Below are 18,694 nucleotides of genomic sequence, written 5' to 3'. Positions count from 1 at the left end.
TATATAATTATAAATTGTAATCCGGTCAACTAAATGTTTATAAGCGATAATAAATCCCTTATAAAACGCTTAAATTCGTAGCAAAATTTTAATGTAAATGAAAAAAGTTTTCTACTTTATAATTGTTGCGGTTTTGCTATTTATAGTGTTGACATACTGGTCATTATCGAGCACAGACAATACTTTTGAACGCAATAAAGTTTTAAATTTAGAAAATATTGAGTCAGTAAATTTCCACGATTATGATTCGGTTCTGGTAGCAGCCAGTTATCTGTATGAGCCAAATTACATTAAGGAAATTATGCAAGGCGAACAATATCGCGATGTTTGGGCAGCGCCTGTACAAGTTCGTATTTTGTTTTTAGATACACTTTTTGGAGGCGTTACCATTATGAAAGAAGGCGGTGGCAACCAAACCCATTCTCTAAAACTAGTGACCAGTGATAGTATTGAATATGCATTACGAAGCATAAACAAAGACCCAAAACCATTGATACCTCAGTTTGCAACCAAACTGGGACTTGAGAATATTGTTGTTGATGGTATTTCTGCCCAACATCCATATGGAGCGTTATTGTCTGCAAGATTATCTGAAGCTGTTGAGGTGCTACATACCAACCCGCGAGTCGTTTTTCTTCCGAAGCAAAAAAAATTAGATACCTACAACGATAAATTTGGTAACCGCTTATTTTTATTGGAATACGAAACTAAAGGCGATGTCAATTGGACCAACCTAGAGCATATTGATGAAATCGTAGATACTGATAATTTGCAGGAATTAAAACAAGAATTAGGCTCCAAGTTACATATTGATAAAAAAGCATTAATAAGAGCTCGTCTTTTTGATTTCATTATTGGAGACTGGGATAGACATGCCAAACAATGGGGTTTTGCGGTACAAAAAACAGATAGCAGCTATTTGGCAATTCCAATTCCAGGCGATAGGGACAACGCTTTTTTTGATACCGATGGCATCATCCCGTCAATTATTAGCAATCAACATGTTGTGCCAAAATTAAGACCTTTTGAAAAGAATATAGATTTTATGGAAGGTCTGGTTTATCCCTTTGATCGTTATTTTTTATTAGATACAGATGAGGCGTTTTTTACTACGGAAGCTAAAGCCATCCAAGATAAATTAACAGATAAGATCATAAATGAATCTTTCATGGTTTGGCCAAAAAATATCAGAGACCTCAATCAAACTGAAATTACTGCTAAAATTATTAGTCGCAGAAACAATTTGACAGAATATGCCATAAGATTCAAACAAGAAATTGATAGGCAAGGAGAAGTTCGTCGTGATCTAAAAGGCTCAGAAGATGAAGAATTTAACGACGGATTGATACATTGTTTTGAATGTAATTAGATTTTAAAAATCTTTAAAAATAGAACTTTTAATAGTTGGCCATTCTTCTTTTAAAATACCATAGCAACATGTATTTCTTCTAAAGTTATCTCTCATAACAACATCTTTTCGTAGAATGCCTTCAAGTGTTGCACCTAATTTTTCAACCGCTTTTCTAGATTTTTGATTGCGCTCATCAATTCTAAATTCAACTTTTTCAAAGTTTAGTATTTCAAATGCGTATTCAATCATTAAATATTTAATATGTTTATTTAACCCTGAGCCTTGAAATTCATGACCAATCCAAGTCCAGCCTATGTGCAATACTTTGTTTGTCCAATTAATCAATCCAAAACGCGTGCTTCCAGCATATTTCTGTTTGATTTTATCGTAAACTATAAATGGTATTGCAGCGTTATCTTCAAAACCACTAATTGCGGTTTCTACGTAATTTTTTAGGCTTTCCGCAGTAGAAATTGTACTTGGTGAATACTGAATTAAATCCTTTTCTTGAGAAACATCTCTTATTTCAAGATAATTATCCAAAGTGAGAAGAGATAATTTAACACGATTATTTTCTAATAGTGGTATGTTCATCTTTAAACCAGCTTATAGATTAATTTCACATTCACCTCATGAACACCATCAAAAGAAATTATCTCCAATTGTTTGCCAAAAAGCGCCATGGCTTTACCATGTTCTTGTACAATCCTTTCTTCGTTAAGGTATTCATCATTTGTACCATAAATAAGTTTTACTTTACCAGTAAAAAACTTGAAATCCTCTTTTTCCAATTCCTTCGGAATTCCGCCAGAATGCAATACCAACTGCGAACAATTAAGTTGTCTTTTCGCAACATAGCGCATGGCAACACTAACACCTTGGGAATAGCCTAAGACTATTAAATTCTTTTCTTCGGAAATCTCCTCTTCATCAAAAATAGAATCATAATAAGCCATTATATTTTTGGTTTCCAATTTAGTGTTCTCTCTCGTTAGCCAACTTGCCCCAACATGTTTAAAACCTGGAGAAATATAATATTTACTCGGTGCCTGAGGAGCAATAATATAATTTTCATCAGGATTTAAACCCTTAAAGTATTTTAAAAAGTATCTGCTCAAATAACCCAAGCCATGACAAACAAACCAAACATTTTGAGTGTTTTTTGTGAGCGTATTTAAGGTTGAATAACTGTTTGTAGTCTTATAAGAAATATCCTTTTCTGTAGAATTCATTTTGTATTTTTGTAATTCAATAATTAGACCTTAAAAATACAGTAAATCTATGCAATTATCTAAAGAAGAAGTTCTCAATAGAGCCAATGCAGCCAGTAAAAATACATTGATGGAAACCTTAAATATTGAAATGGTAGATTACGGTGATGATTTTCTCGTTGCTAGAATGCCAGTCAACTCAAGAGTTTTTCAACCAGATGGTGTTTTGCATGGAGGAGCAACTGCAGCTTTGGCAGAAAGTGTTGGGAGTTTTGCATCGCATATTTTTTTGGATATCGAGAATAAATTCGTTCGCGGATTAGAAATCACTGCCAACCACCTAAAAAGTGTTACAGAAGGTTACGTTTACGCCAAAGCAACATTTTTGCATAAAGGTCGAACCACACAGCTTTTAGATATTAGAGTGACTGATGATCATGATAATTTGGTCTCAATTTGTAGATTATCTACCATTTCGCTTCCAAAAAAGAAATAAGAATGGCACCAGACGAATTCTTGAATGACATAGAAGCGCATTTTAATAAAAATCTTCCTTTTGTTGTTTATAGAAAACCCCACGAAACGCTTGTTAAATCTATACTTCAAAAAGATAATACAGTTTATCACGTAAAAGATTTCACAGAGAGTGGATTTGTTTTTTCCCCGTTCGATTCAAAAAAGGAAACGATAATTTTTCCTTCGGAAAGTTCTAAAATCAGTTCTACAGCTTTTTCTTTTCCATTAGAGAACGATCACAATCCTAGTGCACTAAAAAAAGACTTGTTAGTTGATATTTCCGAAGAAAACCATCAAAGACATCTCAAATTAGTTCAAAAAGGAATTGATGCCATTGGTGAGAATACATTTGAAAAAGTAGTATTATCCAGAGTTGAAACATTACCTGTTTTAGAAAATAATCCCATTGATTTTTTCCTTTCATTATTACAAAATTATGCTACCGCATTAGTCTATTTATGGTACCATCCAAAAATAGGATTGTGGTTGGGAGCAACCCCAGAGACATTATTAAAAGTAGAAGGACAGCGGTTTAAAACGATGTCGTTGGCTGGTACAAGACAATTTGATGGAGATGAAAATATTAATTGGGATTCAAAAAACAGTAATGAACAATATTTAGTGACCAATTATATTTTGCAAGAGTTGAGCCCTTTTGTAGAGCAATGTGAGGCTTCACCAGTTAAAACCATTAGAGCAGGAGAGTTGCTGCATTTACAGTCTAAAATTTCGGGAGTTTTAAAATCAGATAGTATTAAGGACGTGATTTTTGCATTACACCCAACTCCAGCAGTTTGTGGTTTGCCTAAAAAAATAACCAAGAATTTTATTTTAGAAAATGAAGGCTATAACCGTGAGTTTTACACTGGTTTTTTAGGAGAACTCAATCTAAAAACTTCAAAAAGTAGAAATAAAAATAAACGAAACGTCGAGAATAACGCGTACTCAAGTGTAAAAACCACAAGTGAATTATTTGTCAATTTACGTTGTATGCAAATCTCTAAAAACGACATTTTGATTTATGTTGGAGGAGGAGTCGTTAAAGATTCTAAACCACAAAAGGAATGGGAAGAAACAGTTGCAAAATCGTTTACAATTAAAAAAGTAATATTGAAATAATCATTATTACTATATTTAGATTTTAATTTGAATTATGAAATTTTCATTACAAAGTTTAAGCATAAACGAGTTGAGAAGAAAGGCAATGTATGCAATCACCAGAAATGTTGGGAGCAGTGTTTCCCTAGATTTCAATAATTTGTCAGAACTTGAAAATGTTAAAAAAATATTAGTTCTTAGACCAAATCACAGGTTAGGGAATTTGATTTTGACAACACCAATTATTGCAGAGCTTTCTCATGTGTTCCCAAATAGTAAAATTGATATTTTAATTAGAGGCGATTATTTGGCACCTATCGTTTTTGGCAAGTATGAAAAAATAAATAACTATCTGCCACTTCCTAGAAAACCGTTTAATAGTCTCATAAAATACGCATCACTTTGGGGTAAAGTGAAAGTAAAAGAATATGATTTGGTCATAAATGCTGTAGAGGGCTCATCTTCAGGGCGATTATTAACAAAACTATCAAGAGCAGAATATAAAGTGTTTGGTGGTACAAGTGAAGAAACACCAATAGAGTTTAAGCATAGAAAACACATCGCTTTAGGGCCTATTTATGATTTAAGATATTTTCTTCGGAATATAAGAGAATTCAACGATAAAAATATTCCGTTGTTAGACATTAAGCTCACTACTGAGGAGAAATCTAAAGGCAAGCTAGCACTTAAGAAAATCGTAAAAACAGATAAACCAGTGATTGGAATATTCACATTTGCAACTGGGGCAAAATGTTACAGTACAGAATTTTGGGACGAGTTTTACACCAAGTTAAAAGCAAAATTCACAGCATATCAAATTCTTGAAATATTGCCAATAGAGAATGTGTCGCAAATTCAGTTTAGAGAGAAAACGTATTACAGTAAGGATATTAGAGAGATTGCATCTGTAATGCACAATACAGAAATCTTTATTGGAGCAGATAGTGGTATGATGCACTTAGCTTCCGCCTCATTAACTCCCACCGTTGGTCTGTTTTCAAAAGCAAACATTGAAGAATATAAACCTTATGGTCCACAAAATACTGCCATAAACACAAACACGACATCAATTGATGACAGTTTAAAAATTATAGAACGTATTTTAGATTCGTAATTACTGTGATTGTAAAACTAATTTGCTTATTATTTGCCAAATGCATGCAATAATAATTCTTCTTTAATCTAATCGTTTTATATTTGTATTAAGATGATATACCCTAAAATTCCGCTTGCACAAACTGTTATTCAATTATGTAAGCTCAAGAACATAAAGCACATAATTATTTCTCCGGGAAGTAGAAACGCTCCATTAACTCTTGGATTTACAAACGATGAATCTTTTAATTGCTATAGTATCGTAGATGAGAGATGTGCAGCGTTTTTTGCATTGGGTATCGCCCAGCAAATTGGTGAGCCAACAGCTGTAGTCTGTACCTCGGGAAGCGCATTGTTAAATTATTATCCTGCAATTGCAGAGGCTTTTTATAGTGATATTCCTCTGGTTGTTCTTTCCGCAGATAGACCAAAACATTTAATTGGTATTGGCGACGGACAAACTATAAATCAAAAAGACGTATTTCAAAATCACATTCTATATTCGGTAAATCTTAAATTAGATATAAAGGATGAGCATGGGGTTTCAGATAAAGATGAGCTTCCAATATTTAAAAGCTTAGAAAATAAGCTTGAGCGTATTTTGGGGTTGCAACAAAGTATTCAATCCTACAATGAGGAAGAGATTAATAGAGCGATCGATTTGGCGTATTTTAATAAAGGCCCAGTACACATAAATATCCCTTTTGACGAACCGCTTTATGAAACTGTGAAACAATTATCTGTAAATCCAGAATTAGAGGATTTTGGCACAAAACCCTCAAAAATTGATCAGGCTGAATTGAAAGACTGTATTGATGAGTGGTACGTGTCCAAGAAAAAAATGGTTTTGGTAGGTGTTTTAAATCCTAATCAAATAGATCAAAAATGGCTTGAAGAATTGGCAAATGATGATAGCGTTGTTTTATTTTCTGAAACAACATCCAATATCCATCATCCACAATTTTTTGAGAGTATTGATAAAATAATAGCACCTTTAGATGAGAAGGATTTTAAGGAGTTGCAGCCAGATATTTTAGTGACAATAGGTGGACTGATAATTTCGAAAAAAATAAAAGCATTTTTAAGACAATTTCAACCCAAACATCATTGGCATATTGGAGAGAAAATGGCCAATGACACTTTTTTTGCTTTAGACAAGCATATCGTGGCAAAACCGAATGATTTTTTTGCTGAATTCCTGCCAAAAATAACCCACGTCACAAAAAGCAGTTATTTAGAAAAATGGTCTATGGTTAAACAGCATAGACATAAAAAACATTTAGAATATTTAAAACAGATTCCTTTTAGTGATTTTAAAGTATTTAGCGCTGTGCTAAAGTCATTACCAAAAAAAACGATTTTACAATTAGCTAACAGTTCAGCAATACGATACGCTCAGTTATTTAAAATGAACCCAAGTATTGAGGTCTATTGTAATCGTGGCACAAGTGGTATAGACGGTAGCACCTCTACAGCAATAGGCTGTGCAGTAGCAAACCCTAAACAAACCACGTTTATAACTGGAGATTTGAGTTTCTTTTACGATAGCAATGCGCTATGGAATAATTACATACCCAATAATTTCAGAATCGTGGTCGTAAACAACAATGGAGGCGGAATTTTTAGAATCTTACCAGGACATAAAAACACGCCTAACTTTGATTATTTCTTTGAAACCCAGCACCAACTAACCGCTAAACAATTATGCGAAATGTATAATTTTGAATACAGCACTGCACGTAATGAAGAAGAATTAGAAACACTTTTAGCACCGTTTTACAACAAGTCCAAAAAGCCACGATTACTAGAGATTTTTACTCCTAGAACAAAAAACGACACCATCCTCTTAGATTACTTTAAATACATCAAATAAATTTCTAATACCCTAAGTTTTTAGTTTTCCAATATTTAACTATATTTATTAAGCAATTATTTAATAACTAAAAACAATAACTAAAATGAGCAAAAGAGATGATTTAATAGCAAAATATGCAGAAGATTTAAAAGAGAAATGCGGTGAGACTCCAGATATGGATTTATTGACAAAAGTAACCATAGGTTGCGGTCCATCAATTTATAATGCAGACTCAGCAACAGTTTCTGGCACAGATGAATCTGAATTGGCAACAGTTAAAAATAATTTCTTGATCAAAAAACTGGGATTAAAGGATAGTCCAGAATTAGATAAAGCGATTCATACAGTTATTGAAAAATACGGGAAATCCAACAGAAACAAATACAGAGCTGTAGTTTATTATTTATTAGCTAAACATTTTAAAAAAGAGTCAGTTTACAAATAGAATTATTTGATACAATTTATATATAGCGTTACATTGGTAACGCTTTTTTTTATTTCTGAAATTTTAAAACAACAGCCAATTGCCTTTTTATAAAAATTGCATTGCTGCTATCATAAGTTAAAAATCAATATTATCTAAACCTCTTTTTAATTATCTTTGGCGCATGATAAGAATTGGAGATTACAACACATTAGAAATAATACGAGAAACAGAACAGGGTATATACCTTTCAGATGCTGATGATAATGAGGTTTTGTTGCCAAACCGCTATGTTCCTGAAGCGTTTCAAATTTGGGATGAAATTGAGGTTTTTGTCTATTTAGATAATGAAGAGCGTCCAGTAGCGGTAACCGATAAACCATATGTAACTCGTGATGATTTTGCTTTATTAAGATGCAACCAAGTTACCCAACACGGTGCGTTTTTAGATTGGGGAATGGTAAAGGAACTATTTTGCCCGTTTCAAGAACAAGCATTTAAAATGAAAGCTGGTGGCTGGTATTTGATCTACTGCTATCTCGATGAAGAAACAGATAGATTGGTGGCTTCAAGTAAGACAAACCAATTTTTAGATAATAAAGAGTTAACAGTACAGCAATTTGATGAGGTAGATTTAATAGTATCGCATCCATCAGATTTAGGAATGAACGTGATTGTTAATAAAATGCACTTAGGACTTATCTTTTCCGAAGATATTTTTAAGGATTTGAGCGTTGGCGATAAATTGAAGGGATTTGTCAAGAAAGTACGTAATGACAACAAACTGGATATTGTTTTAGGTAAAATTGGCTATCGTAAAATTGAGCCCAATGCAGATTTGGTAATGCAGTATCTTGAGGATAGCTCTGATGGTTTTCTTGGTCTTAATGATAAATCCAACCCTGAGGATATTAAGCGCGAATTACAGATGAGTAAAAAAACCTTTAAAAAAGCAATCGGCACACTTTACAGACAACGTTTAATTGTTATTGAAGACGATGGAATTAGGTTAGTTGATTGATGCTTTTTTATGTTTTAATACCTTTTTAAAAACAACATCCAATCCTTCATATAAATTATCAAAGCTAATATTAGTTTAGCTGCGGTATGGACTTTCAATTTTCAGTGTTCATTTGATAAGCTTGGTCATATCTAACAATTCCTGAGATAAGGGTTGGGCAAATAGATCTTATTTCATTATTTCCATTACGCCTATTGAGTAAAAATGTACTCGGTTTAGGACGATACCAAAAGGTGTTTCATTTCCGAAGTAATTGAAAAGGTCAATGATGGTTTACTTGCAAGAATTTAAATTGGTATGAATACCTTCGTTAAATTCTACAACAGCAGTATGGTTAAAAAGTGAGTTTACCAGATTGAGATGTTTCACGCTTGATTATTTGTGAGGCAAGGTTAGATTTTAAGATAGCCCTATCCCTAAATATGTTTTTATTGACAACTAAGTAATCTAAAATAGTCGCCTATTTTAAAACAAGCGATTTTTTAATAAGTCACATAATTCACTAGTAAGTAGTAATTTAGAAATTAATAGCTAATAGAGGTAGTATATTAATAGTATGGTATTTTAATAAAAGCAGTATTTTTGCTACAAATATTACAAATATGAAAAAAGCCGAATGGGTCACAGCAAAAACCTATGAAGATATTACCTATAAAAAATGCAATGGAGTGGCGAGAATAGCATTTAATAGACCAAATGTTAGAAATGCGTTTCGACCAAAAACAACCAGTGAACTTTATGATGCTTTTTATGATGCTGGAGAAGATGTAAATATTGGCGTCGTTCTATTATCTGCGGAAGGTCCATCAACAAAAGATGGCATATGGAGCTTTTGCTCTGGAGGCGACCAAAAGGCAAGAGGACATCAAGGCTACGTTGGAGAAGATGGCTATCATCGTCTAAATATTTTAGAGGTTCAAAGGTTAATTAGGTTTATGCCAAAAGCAGTCATAGCAGTGGTTCCTGGTTGGGCAGTTGGAGGTGGTCACAGTCTTCATGTTGTTTGCGATTTAACCTTGGCAAGTAAAGAACATGCCATATTTAAACAAACCGATGCAGATGTCACAAGTTTTGATGGTGGTTACGGGTCTGCGTATTTAGCAAAAATGGTTGGTCAAAAACGTGCGCGTGAGATTTTTTTCCTCGGAAGAAATTACTCCGCACAAGAAGCTTACGACATGGGAATGGTAAATGCAGTAATACCTCATGACGATTTAGAAACTACAGCCTATGAATGGGCTCAGGAAATATTGGCAAAGTCACCAACATCCATAAAAATGTTAAAATTCGCAATGAATTTAACAGACGATGGTATGGTTGGCCAACAAGTCTTTGCTGGAGAAGCTACGAGATTGGCATATATGACAGATGAAGCAAAAGAGGGTAGGGATGCGTTTTTAGAAAAGCGCAAGCCTAACTTTGATAAAAAGTGGATTCCGTAAATATCAATTCACTCTATGTTTAAAAAAGTCAAACCTTGGTTATCTGCTTTTAGATTACGCACCTTGCCATTATCTGTTTCAGGAATAATAATAGGAAGCTGTTTAGCGCATTATAATGGCGCTTTTGATGTGCTTATCTTTGTACTTGCTATGTTATTGACCATTGCGTTGCAAATTCTTTCCAATATAGCTAATGACTACGGTGATGGTATGAGAGGAACAGATAACGATGATAGAATAGGTCCCAAAAGAGCTATTCAAAGTGGAGCTATAACACCACAAGAGATGTTTGAGGGTATAAGATTTAATATTCTTGTCGTTATCATATTGACCGTTGCGCTTGTTCTTGCCTCATTTGGCAGTAAGTACCTGCTTTATGCTCTACTATTTTTTTTACTTTCTGGGGTTTCTATATATGCAGCAATCAATTATACTGTTGGTAGTTCACCTTATGGATACAAAGGTTTAGGAGATATATTTGTTTTTATTTTCTTCGGAATTGTAAGCGTTGTAGGCAGTTATTTTCTTTACACAAAACATATTGATCATCACGTCTGGTTACCCGCAATCACGATTGGGTTATTGAGCATGGGTGTTTTGAACCTTAACAATATGAGGGATCTTGAGACTGATAAATCATCAGAAAAAATAACGCTCGCAGTAAAATTGGGCAAAGAGAAAGCAAAAATATACCATATTACTTTGATTGTTTTAGCAATACTGGTATCTATGTTATTTTCCATTTTATATTTCTCAAATTTTACGATCTTTTTATTTTACATTGCTTATATCCCTTTAATAATACACATCAATAAGGTAAGAAAAGCAACTTCACCAAAAGACTTTGATCCACAATTAAAAGTGCTGGCATTATCATCATTTTTGTTATCTGTTCTTTTGGGTATTGGATATATTTTATAAAAATAATTTTATAAATATTTGGTTTTCAAATAATTAATAACTAATTTAGTTCTTGAAATTTTGTAGGTCGGCATTGATTTGCTTTTATGTTGGCAATAAAATTTGGGGCTTAAAAACTCAGACAATTTCTTCAAATCTGTCTGAGTTTTTTTTGTATTTTACGGTAATATTCCAATAATTTTAAAAATAAAAAAATGCAAATTACATTTTACGGTCATGCCTCTTTGGGTATCAAAATTGATGACATTCATATTTTAGTAGATCCATTTATAACAGGAAACCCTAAAGCATCACACATTGATATAGAAACTTTAAAGGCAGACTATATTTTAGTTACACACGCGCATCAAGATCATATTTTAGATGTAGAAGCTATAGCAAAAAGAACAGGAGCGGTTGTCGTATCTAACTTTGAGGTAGCAAATCACTTTGATGGTTTAGACATAGAAAATCATCCCATGAATCATGGAGGACAATGGGATTTTGAATTTGGTAATGTAAAATATGTTAATGCTATTCATACATCATCTTTTCCAGATGGTAGCTATGGTGGCCAACCTGGCGGATTCGTCATTGAAGGAGAACGCAAAAACATATATATTGCTGGTGATACTGCTTTGACTATGGATATGAAATTGATCCCATTATTCACAAAATTAGATTTAGCTGTTTTGCCAATAGGAGATAACTTTACAATGGGAGTTGACGAAGCTATTATAGCAAGTGATTTTGTAGAGTGCGATAAGATTTTAGGTTATCACTTTGATACTTTTGGGTATATCGAAATTGACCATGAAATGGCCAAACGCAAATTTTTTGATAAGAACAAGGATTTAATGCTTTTAGAAATAGGTGAGAGTATAGAATTATAATGTTCGTTTAAATTTTCTCATATTTAAAATTCTAAAATTGTTAAACATCTGTTATTTGAGACACTTAGTTTTCAAAGTTGATTTTTCAGTGTTATTTTGCATAAAAAGCCCATCAACTATGAAATTAAAATTCACACTTATTTTACTCTTATGTTTATCAATACAATCTTTTGCGCAAGTAGAAGCTGGCAAAACAGGAGCATGGTACATGTATTTTTATGATGCACAATTTAAAGACAGTAAATTTGGGATTCAAGGTGATGTTCAATATAGAAATTGGAATTTAGGAGGCGATCTAGAACAACTTTTATTACGATCTGGATTCACCTACAGACCAACTGGAGTAAACGCAAAGTTCACTTTGGGATATGCTCACATAACTTCAGGAGCCTTTGGTGAAAGTAACGAAACATCAGCCGAAAGTAGAATCTATCAAGAAGCATTAATCCCTCAAAAACTAGGAAATAGAGTCTTTTTGACCCACCGTTTTAGGTACGAGCAACGATTTGTAGAGGATCAAGATTTTAGAACACGATACCGCTATAACCTGTTCATGAACATTCCATTCAACAAAAGCACATTAGAGAAAGGAGTATTTTACGCAGCGCTTTATAATGAACTCTTCGTCAATGGTCAACGTGATATAGGTGATAATAGAGAAGTAGAATTCTTTGATAGAAACCGAACCTATTTAGGTCTTGGCTACGTACTAAAACAAGGAATGAAATTTCAGTTAGGCTGGATGAATCAAAAAACCGATGCCATTGGGAAAGCACAATTGCAACTAAGTTTTCATCATAATTTCTAACTATTTTCAAACCTTAAATCATACAAGTTTCTTTACTTTTGTGTAGATGATAAAAGCGACCTTCAAACCTTATTCACTTCATTTTAAAAATCCAAGTGGTACTTCTCGTGGCATCCTAAAAACCAAAGATACATGGTTGATCGTTTTAGAGCGATACGATAAAAAAGGCATCGGCGAATGTGGAATGTTCAAAGGATTGAGTGTTGATGACCGACCAGATTTTGAAGAAAAACTCCAATTTACTTGCGATAATATTAATTTAGGATTAGAAGTTTTGCTTGCTGAACTTATTGAATTCCCTAGCATTCAAATAGGATTGGAAATGGCTTTCAAGTCATTAGAAAGTGAAGATGGTTTTAATCTGTTTCCTTCGCAATTTACTCAAAACCAAAAACCAATCCCAATTAATGGATTGATTTGGATGGGAGACAAAACATTCATGAAGCAACAAATCAAGGACAAACTAGAGACCGGATTTTCATGTATTAAAATGAAAATAGGAGCCATAGATTTTTCTTCGGAAATTGAACTACTAAAATCCATTCGTCAAGAATTTTCAGCAAAGGATATTGAATTACGTGTTGATGCCAATGGTGCATTCTCACCTCGAGAGGCTTTAGGAAAACTGAAACGATTATCAGAGTTTGATCTTCATTCCATAGAACAACCCATCAAACAAGGTCAATGGCAGGAAATGGCGAAATTGTGTGAAACGACACCTTTACCAATTGCTTTAGACGAAGAGTTGATTGGTATATTTTCCGAAGACAAAAAGAAAGAACTATTAACCGTAATAAATCCGCAATACATTATTTTAAAACCAACGTTGGTTGGAGGGTTTCAAGGGAGCGAAAAGTGGATTAATTTAGCAGAAAACCATAACATTGGCTGGTGGATTACAAGTGCTCTAGAAAGCAATATTGGGCTTAATGCCATTGCACAATGGACGTTTAAACAAAACAGCAATTTGCCACAAGGCCTAGGCACTGGGAGTCTATTTACTAATAATTTTGATGCACCATTAATTGTAAAAAATGGTACATTGCAATACAAAATAAATGGAGATTGGAACCTTTCTAATCTCAGGATTAAAATTTAAAATTACGACTATGTTTATAGCACAAGCTTTTAAAGCGCAACATGATTTTTGGAGGTATTTAGTAGGTTCTTTGATTGTTTTTATCGCTGCAGTTATAGGGCAACTTCCTTTATTGGGAGCTGTCGTTTATAAAACTATAGAACAAGGAGGCAATCTTGAAAATGTGAGTGAAGCAACAATGTATGCACTTTTAGATTCTAATCTCTTCTTGTTTTTAATGCTCATTTCCTTTGTGATGGCATTTGTTGGCTTATGGATCGCGGTAAGAACCTTACACAACCAAAAGATGGTTAGTATTGCAACTTCCCGACCAAAACTCGATTGGAAACGTATCATGTTTGCATTCGTATTTTGGGGAATTATCTCATCTAGTCTTGTTTTAGTAGATTATTTTTATCTGTCCCCAGAAAATTATGAGTTCAATTTTGAGCCTCAGCGTTTTCTAATTTTAGCTATAATAGCAATTGCCCTAATTCCAATCCAAACAAGTTTAGAGGAGTATTTATTTAGAGGTTATTTGATGCAAGGCTTTGGTATGCTTGCAAAAAACAGATGGTTTCCATTGCTAATGACTTCACTTATTTTTGGACTATTACATATTGCAAATCCAGAAATTGAAAAACTAGGTTATTCGTTATTGGTCTATTACATAGGTACTGGTTTATTTTTAGGGATCATGACCTTAATGGATGAGGGCACAGAGCTCGCTTTAGGTTTTCACGCAGCAAATAATTTGTTCACTGCTTTGTTGGTAACTTCAGACTGGACTGCATTTCAAACCCATTCTATTCTAAAAGATACAGCAGAGCCTAGTTTAGAATTTATAGATATGGTGTTACCGGTATTTATAATTTTTCCAATTATTTTATTTGTTTTTGCTAAAGTATATAAATGGAAAAACTGGAAAGAAAAATTGTTTGGTGACATTCATGAGCCACCAACAGAAGACTATAAAATCATTGGAGAATAATTTAATTAAGCTGAAATTTTATGACACCAACTCACAATAAAGTACATTCAAAATTTAAACTCAACGGTACAAATTTTGATCACGAAGAATTAAAAGAAGTAGCCTACAGCTTAGTTAAAGAAGGAGAGCCTTATGAAAAAATCACTGGTAATTTTCTATTAGACTGGTTGGATGAGAAAGACTATATATTTGCGCAAACGTCTGGATCTACGGGTAAACCTAAAAAAATAAAACTAAGCAAACAAGCCATGGTGAATTCTTCAATTGCTACTGGTAATTATTTGCAATTACAACTTGGAGATACATCACTTCATTGTTTGCCAACAAACTATATTGCTGGTAAAATGATGTTAATTAGAGCCTTAATATTAGGTCTTGAGGTTGATTTGGTTGAGCCTGCATCACGTCCTGTTTTTGATTATGAAAAAAAATATAGGTTTTGTGCCATGCTGCCAATGCAATTGAAATCTACATTGACCTATTTGCACAATGTTGATATTATGATTGTAGGAGGTTCTACTGTTTCTTCAGATTTGATAGCATCTACACAATCCCTAAACACTAAGGTCTATGCAACTTATGGCATGACCGAAACTGCCACGCATATTGCTTTAAAGCCATTAAATGACTTAAATAAGAAGTCTTACTTTAAAGTATTGCCAGATGTAAAAATATCTCAAGACGAAAGAGGGTGTTTGGTAATCGATGCTCCAAAAGTGGCACCTAACAAAATTGTCACTAATGATATTGTTAAATTGCATTCAGAAACAGAATTTGAGTGGCTTGGTCGCATAGATAATGTCATCAATTCTGGTGGATTAAAATTGTTTCCAGAGCAAATTGAAGAGCAGTTAAAAGGAAAAATCAAGGAGCAATTTTTTATAACTTCGGAAGCTGATGAAAACCTGGGGCAGCAACTCATTCTAATCTTAGAAGCAGAAGAGGCTAATTTAGATAAAGCTATTTTTAAGGGATTAGGAAAATTTGAAATTCCGAAGAAGATATATCCAGTTCCTCAATTCGTGATGACAGAGACCGGTAAAATCCAGCGTAAAAAGACTTTGGAAAAAATTAAATCTTAGTTTTTAATAATATTGATTTAGAGTGTCTATAAAACCAAAAAGATGCTATTAATCCAATAACCGAAAATAAGGTCATCACACCAAAAACGTTTTCTAATCCAACTGCTCCAGGGTTGGCATCCAGAAAATAACCCATTAGCGGTCCAGCAAAGATATCTGGTGTATAACCTATGATTGAGATAAAACCAACCGCTGTTCCTGTTGCTGCCAACGGGATTTTAGCTTCTTCTAAAGTTGCAAAATATAGAACCCTTGCAGAATAAACGCCAAGAGCCATCGTGCCTATGGAGGTTATAAATAAAAGAGTAGAACTGTCATTGATAATTCCGCTTGCAAAAATAGAACTGGTTATAACCATCAATAAAAACCCAATAACAATCCAAAGTGATGCTCGGGTACGATCTGCCATCAAGCCAATGACAACACCTATAATTGGTCTCATATACAAAAGCGAAGTGCCTACTTTTGCAGCTTCAATTTTATTATAATTCATAACATCTTCTGCATATTGGCTAAAGAGATCTGTCATTTTATATCCAAAATAAGCGCATAAAATAATGACCATCAAAAGCCAAACAGCTTTAAACTGCATGACCATTTTAAAATTTTCTAGAGTAAGTAATTTTGATTTTCCGATTTTAGTTTTAAGATTTTTTTCTTCGGAAGCATCTAATTTCCGAAGAAAAAAGAATACAAGAATTGCAACTATAGAAACTGCAATTGACGTGTAGGTAATGACCTCTTTGAAAGCTTCTTTTCGCTCTAAAATAGATGTAAGCTCAATATCTTTGGTTATAAATGCTGAAAAAATAAACACACCAACCGATCCAAATAGTGCTGCCACCAAACCCCGTCCACCGTCTAAAAATCCAAATGCGATACCTTGTTTGCTCTCTCCTCCCCAAATCCTGGTAGCTTTAATCATGGCAGCCCAAAAGAGAAAAATAGTGGTGAATCCCCAAAACCCATAAAGTAAATGAAGTTTGGCTAACGATGGATAAGACGCCAAATAAAACCCGCCAACCGCAGTGAGCATCAAAGCGATAGACATTAATACATGCGGACGAAATTTATCTGCCAATGGACCACCAAACAAATAAGAAAACAACGCAACGAGACCGTAAACAGAAAAACAACTTCCCAATTCTGTTTGTGTAATGGCGAAAGATTCTAAAAATGTGGTTCTAAAAATTCTAACGAGTACAAAAGGTAAAATGAAAACAGCTTCTCCAGCTAATATGAGCAAGATGATCGTAAAAACTGAAGAGGTGCTTTTCTGTTGAGACATGTTATACCTGTAAAACGCCCATATTAAATTTTTTCTCAATAGGAGCGTGGTCTGCAGCTTCTATACCCATACTAATCCATGTTCTGGTTTCTAATGGATCAATAATAGCATCCGTCCAAATGCGAGCTGCAGCATAATATGGTGATACTTGGTTATCGTATCTATTTTTGATTTTATCGAAAAGCTCTTTTTCTTTGGCTTCGGTAATTTTTTCTCCTCTTTTAAGAAGCGATGCTTTTTCAATCTGCAATAATACTTTTGCTGCGGAATTCCCGCTCATCACCGCAAGTTCTGCGCTTGGCCAAGCAGCGATTAATCTAGGGTCGTAAGCTTTTCCGCACATGGCGTAATTTCCTGCTCCGTAACTGTTTCCGAGGATAATAGTAAATTTTGGAACTACGGAATTACTCACCGCATTCACCATTTTTGCACCATCTTTAATGATACCACCATGTTCAGATTTACTACCAACCATAAAACCTGTAACATCCTGTAAAAAGACCAAAGGGATTTTCTTTTGGTTGCAATTAGCAATAAAGCGTGTTGCCTTGTCTGCACTATCATTATAGATGACACCACCAAACTGCATTTCTCCCTTTTTGGTCTTCACCAATTTTCGTTGGTTGGCAACAATACCAACTGCCCAACCATCAATTCTTGCGTAGGCTGTGATGATTGTTTTTCCGTAGCCTTCTTTATATTCGTCAAACTCACTGTTGTCAACTAGTCGTTTGATAATTTCTTTCATATCGTATTGATCTGCACGTGATCTTGGCAAGATTCCGAAGATATCATCAGGATTTTCTGTAGGTTTTTTTGATACAGCTCGATTGAATCCAGCTTTATCATAATCACCAATTTTATCCATTAAGCGCTGGATGGTTTCCAGAGCATCCTTGTCATCTTTTGCTTTATAATCGGTCACTCCAGAAATTTCGCAGTGTGTTGTCGCACCTCCTAAAGTTTCATTATCTATGGTTTCCCCAATGGCAGCCTTCACTAAATAACTTCCTGCTAGAAAAATACTTCCTGTTTTATCTACGATTAAAGCTTCGTCACTCATGATTGGTAAATACGCTCCGCCAGCAACGCAACTTCCCATTACTGCAGCAATTTGTGTAATTCCCATGCTGCTCATGACTGCATTATTTCTAAAAATGCGACCAAAATGTTCTTTGTCTGGGAAAATTTCATCTTGCATTGGTAAATACACACCTGCAGAATCCACCAAGTATATAATTGGTAATCTATTTTCTATAGAAATTTCTTGTGCACGCAAATTTTTCTTGCCAGTGATAGGGAACCAGGCACCAGCTTTTACAGTAGCATCATTGGCGACAACAATACATTGCTTGCCTGACACATAACCCATCTTTACAACAACACCTCCAGAAGGACAGCCTCCATGCTCCTCATACATGTCTTCTCCAGCAAACGCTCCAATTTCTATAGATGGCTTTTTAGAGTCCAATAAGAAATTTACACGTTCTCTGGCAGTCATTTTACCTTTGGCGTGATGTTTTTCGATACGTTTTTCTCCGCCTCCTAATTTTACCTTTGCCAAACGTTTTTTTAAGTCTGAAAGAAGTAGTTTATTGTGATCTTCGTTTTTGTTGAAGTTTAAATCCATAAGGTCTTTTA

General features: G+C 34.2%; 18 protein-coding genes. 14 read left to right on the top strand and 4 right to left on the bottom strand.

The genetic code is table 11. The features are described 5' to 3' along the window. The first annotated feature begins 97 nt into the window (after positions 1-97). Complete coding sequence (locus GQ40_RS06200; protein ID WP_047546725.1) at positions 98-1,369, top strand: hypothetical protein; 1,272 nt, start codon at positions 98-100, stop codon at positions 1,367-1,369. A 3-nt stretch (positions 1,370-1,372) separates the two neighbouring features. Here the strand turns inward: GQ40_RS06200 and GQ40_RS06195 are convergent, their stop codons facing one another. Together GQ40_RS06195 and GQ40_RS06190 are read right to left on the bottom strand one after the other, a co-directional pair. Next, the gene (locus tag GQ40_RS06195) at positions 1,373-1,945 is read right to left on the bottom strand and encodes a GNAT family N-acetyltransferase (RefSeq protein WP_047546724.1); all 573 of its coding nucleotides are present in this window, start codon (positions 1,943-1,945) and stop codon (positions 1,373-1,375) included. 2 nt (positions 1,946-1,947) lie between these two features. After that, positions 1,948-2,583, bottom strand: coding sequence for an alpha/beta hydrolase (locus GQ40_RS06190; protein ID WP_047546721.1), 636 nt, complete (start codon positions 2,581-2,583; stop codon positions 1,948-1,950). A gap of 49 nt (positions 2,584-2,632) precedes the next feature. On the opposite strand from GQ40_RS06190, the gene GQ40_RS06185 reads away from it, so the two are divergent. From GQ40_RS06185 to GQ40_RS06125, 13 genes are all read left to right on the top strand, one after another. Further along, the gene (locus GQ40_RS06185; RefSeq protein WP_047546719.1) at positions 2,633-3,058 is read left to right on the top strand and encodes a PaaI family thioesterase; all 426 of its coding nucleotides are present in this window, start codon (positions 2,633-2,635) and stop codon (positions 3,056-3,058) included. Between the two features lie 2 nt (positions 3,059-3,060). After that, complete coding sequence (locus tag GQ40_RS06180) at positions 3,061-4,197, top strand: chorismate-binding protein (protein WP_047546717.1); 1,137 nt, start codon at positions 3,061-3,063, stop codon at positions 4,195-4,197. Between the two features lie 34 nt (positions 4,198-4,231). Continuing rightward, the gene (locus tag GQ40_RS06175) at positions 4,232-5,290 is read left to right on the top strand and encodes a glycosyltransferase family 9 protein (protein ID WP_047546714.1); all 1,059 of its coding nucleotides are present in this window, start codon (positions 4,232-4,234) and stop codon (positions 5,288-5,290) included. A gap of 93 nt (positions 5,291-5,383) precedes the next feature. Further along, positions 5,384-7,144 carry a 2-succinyl-5-enolpyruvyl-6-hydroxy-3-cyclohexene-1-carboxylate synthase gene (gene menD / locus GQ40_RS06170; protein ID WP_047546711.1) on the top strand — a complete coding sequence of 587 codons (1,761 nt, stop codon included), beginning with the start codon at positions 5,384-5,386 and terminating at the stop codon, positions 7,142-7,144. A gap of 85 nt (positions 7,145-7,229) precedes the next feature. Beyond that, complete coding sequence (locus GQ40_RS06165; RefSeq protein WP_047546709.1) at positions 7,230-7,571, top strand: DUF2853 family protein; 342 nt, start codon at positions 7,230-7,232, stop codon at positions 7,569-7,571. 163 nt (positions 7,572-7,734) lie between these two features. After that, entirely contained in the window at positions 7,735-8,571 is an 837-nt protein-coding gene (locus GQ40_RS06160; RefSeq protein ID WP_047546707.1) for a S1 RNA-binding domain-containing protein, read from the top strand. Positions 8,572-9,173: 602 nt separating this feature from the next. Next, positions 9,174-10,013, top strand: coding sequence for a 1,4-dihydroxy-2-naphthoyl-CoA synthase (locus tag GQ40_RS06155; RefSeq protein ID WP_047546705.1), 840 nt, complete (start codon positions 9,174-9,176; stop codon positions 10,011-10,013). A 15-nt stretch (positions 10,014-10,028) separates the two neighbouring features. Next, positions 10,029-10,934 carry a 1,4-dihydroxy-2-naphthoate octaprenyltransferase gene (gene menA / locus GQ40_RS06150; protein WP_047546703.1) on the top strand — a complete coding sequence of 302 codons (906 nt, stop codon included), beginning with the start codon at positions 10,029-10,031 and terminating at the stop codon, positions 10,932-10,934. Between the two features lie 194 nt (positions 10,935-11,128). Then, positions 11,129-11,806 (top strand): metal-dependent hydrolase, encoded by a 678-nt coding sequence (locus GQ40_RS06145; RefSeq protein WP_047546701.1) that lies wholly within the window; start codon positions 11,129-11,131, stop codon positions 11,804-11,806. 118 nt (positions 11,807-11,924) lie between these two features. Next, positions 11,925-12,614, top strand: a complete 690-nt coding sequence (locus tag GQ40_RS06140) for a DUF2490 domain-containing protein (RefSeq protein WP_047546699.1) — start codon at positions 11,925-11,927, stop codon at positions 12,612-12,614. A gap of 49 nt (positions 12,615-12,663) precedes the next feature. After that, on the top strand, positions 12,664-13,713 hold the full coding sequence (locus tag GQ40_RS06135; protein WP_047551559.1) for an o-succinylbenzoate synthase: 1,050 nt from the start codon (positions 12,664-12,666) through the stop codon (positions 13,711-13,713). A 10-nt stretch (positions 13,714-13,723) separates the two neighbouring features. Next, positions 13,724-14,683 carry a CPBP family intramembrane glutamic endopeptidase gene (locus tag GQ40_RS06130; RefSeq protein ID WP_047551557.1) on the top strand — a complete coding sequence of 320 codons (960 nt, stop codon included), beginning with the start codon at positions 13,724-13,726 and terminating at the stop codon, positions 14,681-14,683. 20 nt (positions 14,684-14,703) lie between these two features. Then, positions 14,704-15,765: an AMP-binding protein gene (locus GQ40_RS06125; RefSeq protein ID WP_047546697.1), complete on the top strand. Its 1,062-nt coding sequence runs from the start codon at positions 14,704-14,706 to the stop codon at positions 15,763-15,765. On the opposite strand, the gene GQ40_RS06120 is transcribed toward GQ40_RS06125, so the two are convergent. Together GQ40_RS06120 and GQ40_RS06115 are read right to left on the bottom strand one after the other, a co-directional pair. Then, on the bottom strand, positions 15,755-17,053 hold the full coding sequence (locus GQ40_RS06120) for an MFS transporter (RefSeq protein WP_047546695.1): 1,299 nt from the start codon (positions 17,051-17,053) through the stop codon (positions 15,755-15,757). The two genes, GQ40_RS06125 and GQ40_RS06120, sit on opposite strands and share 11 nt — an antisense overlap. 1 nt (position 17,054) lies before the next feature. Continuing rightward, a complete protein-coding gene (locus tag GQ40_RS06115) occupies positions 17,055-18,683 on the bottom strand; it encodes an acyl-CoA carboxylase subunit beta (RefSeq protein ID WP_047546693.1) in 1,629 nt (542 codons plus the stop codon). Positions 18,684-18,694: the final 11 nt, after the last annotated feature.

The organism is Psychroserpens sp. Hel_I_66, from assembly GCF_000799465.1.
Classification (GTDB): Bacteria; Bacteroidota; Bacteroidia; order Flavobacteriales; family Flavobacteriaceae; genus Psychroserpens.
The sequence above is the reverse complement of the archived record's forward strand: the minus strand, read 5'-3'. Positions and strand labels throughout refer to the sequence as shown.

Excerpts from the sequence above, each read along its gene's own strand:
- GQ40_RS06145 (WP_047546701.1), top strand. The coding sequence starts at position 11,129 with ATGCAAATTACATTTTACGGTCATGCCTCTTTGGGTATCAAAATTGAT.
- GQ40_RS06195 (WP_047546724.1), bottom strand. The coding sequence starts at position 1,945 with ATGAACATACCACTATTAGAAAATAATCGTGTTAAATTATCTCTTCTC.
- GQ40_RS06175 (WP_047546714.1), top strand. The coding sequence starts at position 4,232 with ATGAAATTTTCATTACAAAGTTTAAGCATAAACGAGTTGAGAAGAAAG.
- menA (WP_047546703.1), top strand. The coding sequence starts at position 10,029 with ATGTTTAAAAAAGTCAAACCTTGGTTATCTGCTTTTAGATTACGCACC.
- GQ40_RS06180 (WP_047546717.1), top strand. The coding sequence starts at position 3,061 with ATGGCACCAGACGAATTCTTGAATGACATAGAAGCGCATTTTAATAAA.
- GQ40_RS06125 (WP_047546697.1), top strand. The coding sequence starts at position 14,704 with ATGACACCAACTCACAATAAAGTACATTCAAAATTTAAACTCAACGGT.
- GQ40_RS06190 (WP_047546721.1), bottom strand. The coding sequence starts at position 2,583 with ATGAATTCTACAGAAAAGGATATTTCTTATAAGACTACAAACAGTTAT.
- GQ40_RS06160 (WP_047546707.1), top strand. The coding sequence starts at position 7,735 with ATGATAAGAATTGGAGATTACAACACATTAGAAATAATACGAGAAACA.
- GQ40_RS06115 (WP_047546693.1), bottom strand. The coding sequence starts at position 18,683 with ATGGATTTAAACTTCAACAAAAACGAAGATCACAATAAACTACTTCTT.
- GQ40_RS06165 (WP_047546709.1), top strand. The coding sequence starts at position 7,230 with ATGAGCAAAAGAGATGATTTAATAGCAAAATATGCAGAAGATTTAAAA.
- GQ40_RS06130 (WP_047551557.1), top strand. The coding sequence starts at position 13,724 with ATGTTTATAGCACAAGCTTTTAAAGCGCAACATGATTTTTGGAGGTAT.
- GQ40_RS06185 (WP_047546719.1), top strand. The coding sequence starts at position 2,633 with ATGCAATTATCTAAAGAAGAAGTTCTCAATAGAGCCAATGCAGCCAGT.
- GQ40_RS06120 (WP_047546695.1), bottom strand. The coding sequence starts at position 17,053 with ATGTCTCAACAGAAAAGCACCTCTTCAGTTTTTACGATCATCTTGCTC.
- menD (WP_047546711.1), top strand. The coding sequence starts at position 5,384 with ATGATATACCCTAAAATTCCGCTTGCACAAACTGTTATTCAATTATGT.
- GQ40_RS06200 (WP_047546725.1), top strand. The coding sequence starts at position 98 with ATGAAAAAAGTTTTCTACTTTATAATTGTTGCGGTTTTGCTATTTATA.
- GQ40_RS06140 (WP_047546699.1), top strand. The coding sequence starts at position 11,925 with ATGAAATTAAAATTCACACTTATTTTACTCTTATGTTTATCAATACAA.
- GQ40_RS06155 (WP_047546705.1), top strand. The coding sequence starts at position 9,174 with ATGAAAAAAGCCGAATGGGTCACAGCAAAAACCTATGAAGATATTACC.